Origin of the sequence: Aeromonas sp. LsrichE-8G, assembly GCF_022869435.1 — a bacterium.
Classification (GTDB): Bacteria; Pseudomonadota; Gammaproteobacteria; order Enterobacterales; family Aeromonadaceae; genus Aeromonas; species Aeromonas caviae.
In genome coordinates this window covers 1-2627 of record NZ_JALIHH010000081.1, presented here as the reverse complement: position 1 = coordinate 2627, position 2627 = coordinate 1, and the positions used below count along the sequence as shown (strand labels likewise).

The window sequence follows — 2627 nt, the reverse complement described above, 5'->3', positions numbered from 1 at the left end:
TGGCTAATAACATCATGTCGATCAGCCAATAACATCATGCCGATCACCATTTTTCTACCCGCAGGAACTGCGTCTTTCTTTTACTCTGCCTGATCGGCATCGGTCAAGTTGATGCCCTGTTTTCGCATCGACTCACCTGTCAAACCTACTCGTACCGCTCTGTGGATCAGCCGGTCCAGGATCGCTTCTGCGAATGTGGCCTCTCCGATCATCCCATACCATTTCTCTACCGGCAGTTGGCTCGCAACCACTGTCGAGACCCTCCCGTAACGGGTATCGATGATCTCCAGCAAATTACTGCGCTCGGCCGCATCCAGCATCTCCATGCCCCAGTCATCCAGGATCAGCAAGCCCACATTATTCACCTGCTCCAGCAGCTTCGGATAACTGCCATCCGCCTGCGCCAGTCTCATCTCTTCCAGCAGGGTTTTCAGCCGGTAGTAGCGCACCGCTACGCCTTGCCGGATAAAATAGCGGCCCAACGCACAGGCCAGGTAACTCTTCCCACAGCCTGCCGCCCCCGTCAGCAGCAGGTTTTGCTGATGAGCCAGCCACTGCCCTTCCAGTAGCTGGCGGATCTGCGCTTTGCTTATTCCCCGGCTGGCACGGTAGTCCAGCTGCTCAATTTGACCGGACAATCGAAACCGCGCTTGCTTCTCCAACCGGTTAACTTTGCGCTGCTCCCGTTGCACCAGCTCATGACTCAGCAGCAGTTGCAGCCGCTCTTCAAAGCTCATGTCCTGATACAACGCGCTCTGTGTCTGTTGCTGACTCAGCGCCTGTTTCACACCGCCCAGACGCAGGGTGCTCAGTTGTTCATCGAGATGTAATTGCATGCTCTTTTCCTTGTTGAGTGATGGATTAGTGGAAGTAGTGTTCGCCGTGGACATTGTCATGATGGATGTCTTGCAACGGATCCTGGCGTGAGGTGGCAACTGGTTGTTGTTCCAGCCCGTGTTTGAGCATGTTGCGGATGTGGTGCAGCCGGTTGGCGCCGGTCAGATAGCCACGTAGACAGGCGGCCTCCAGCCGCGCCTTGCCATACTTTTTGCTCTGTCCCAGCAGGGCCTGACAAGGTCGCACGGCTTGGGCCGGATGCGCTGCCTGGCGGATAAAACTATCCACCCAATGCGTGGTATAGGGCCCGATGGACGCGGCCCAGCTCAGTAGGCGTTCAGGTGAGCACTCCAGCAGTGCCTGGTGATGCGCTGGCATATGGGCGGGCAGACTGCTGTGCTGGCCTTTGCGATGACTGCGTGGGTGCTGAGCGACGACCTTACCCGCGTGATACAGGGTGACCGTACGCTCCGCCAGATGGGCTTCCAGCCGCTTGCCCTGCAAGGCATAAGGGACCGAGTAATAGTGCTTCTCCAGGTCGACGTGGTAATCCTTGCCGACCAGCACCGACACCACTTTGGTGTACTGGTAGGGGTACGCTGGCAAGGGCTTGAGTGCTGGCGCATCGAGCTCGGCAAACATGGATGCGCGGCAACCGGGCAGCTTCTGGAAGGGTTTCTCATTGAGCCGGGTCAGTAACCCGGATATCCGTTGGTTAAGCTGAGCCAGGCTATGGAAGGTCTCATGGCGCAGTACCGCCAGGATCCAGCGGGTGACGATCTGTACCCCCACCTCGGCCTTGGATTTATCTTTCGGCTTGCGCGGCCTGGCGGGCATGATCGCTGTGCCGAAGTGAGCGGCCAGCATCTGGTAGGTGGGATTGAGATCCGGGTCAGTATTGCGTGCCACGCTGACCGCACTCTTCAAGCAATCAGGCACCACCAGTTGCGGGACGCCGCCGAAAAACTCAAAGGCCCGCTTGTGGCTCATCACCCAATCCTCAAGCTGTTGGGAGCGGGTGGCTTCAGCAAAGGTGTAGTTGGAGGCCCCGAGCACCGCGACGAAGACCTGGGCCCGATAGAGGATCTCACCGGTATGAGGATCCACGATGGGCATGGTCTGGCCACAGTAATCGACAAAGAGTTTTTCGCCCGCGATATGGGTCTGGCGCATCGACGGTTGCAGCACCGATGCCCACTCCTTATAGAGCCGACAGAAATGGTTGTAGCTGTAGTGGGCACCGTTATTGCGCTCGGCATACTCCTGCCACAGTAGCTCCAGCGTTACCCCTTTTTGACCGGGCTGTTTGAGCTCCTGATGGAGCACGGCCCAGTCAGGGAGCGGTTTGTGGCGGGTTTTGGACACCGCGCGGGTGCTGAGGAAGGCACGCTCCAGGGTGACATCATCCCAGCGCTCACAGAGCGGCCAGGTAGTGATATCCAACTGAGCAGCGCGATTGAGGTAATAGGAGACGGTGCTGGATGAGATATGCAGGCTGAGGGCGATCTGACGATGCGCCAGTTGAGCCTGATATTTGAGACGAAGGATTTCTTTGAGTTTTCTCACGGTGATAGGCCTCGCAGACATGCACTTTCCTCTTTTGGGTCCAGTTGGAAAGTGCGGGTTTAACGAAGCGGGGAGAAGAAGTCATCAATAACATTCATGCCGATCATGGTTTCCCATAGAGGAAAAAAGTGATCGGCCTGGGATGTTATTGGGCGATCGGCATGGATGTTATTGAGTGATCGGCATGAATGTTATTGAGCGATCGCCATGCGTGGGAATACGCA

At 56.9% G+C, this 2627-nt stretch carries 2 protein-coding genes; both read right to left on the bottom strand.

The genetic code is table 11. From position 1 onward, the window contains the following. Positions 1-80 precede the first annotated feature (80 nt). The gene (istB, locus tag MUW49_RS13585; protein WP_024945936.1) at positions 81-836 is read right to left on the bottom strand and encodes an IS21-like element helper ATPase IstB; all 756 of its coding nucleotides are present in this window, start codon (positions 834-836) and stop codon (positions 81-83) included. A gap of 25 nt (positions 837-861) precedes the next feature. Then, the gene (istA, locus tag MUW49_RS13580) at positions 862-2424 is read right to left on the bottom strand and encodes an IS21 family transposase (RefSeq protein ID WP_024945937.1); all 1563 of its coding nucleotides are present in this window, start codon (positions 2422-2424) and stop codon (positions 862-864) included. Positions 2425-2627 lie beyond the last annotated feature (203 nt).

Excerpts from the sequence above, each read along its gene's own strand:
- istA (WP_024945937.1), bottom strand. The coding sequence starts at position 2,424 with ATGTCTGCGAGGCCTATCACCGTGAGAAAACTCAAAGAAATCCTTCGT.
- istB (WP_024945936.1), bottom strand. The coding sequence starts at position 836 with ATGCAATTACATCTCGATGAACAACTGAGCACCCTGCGTCTGGGCGGT.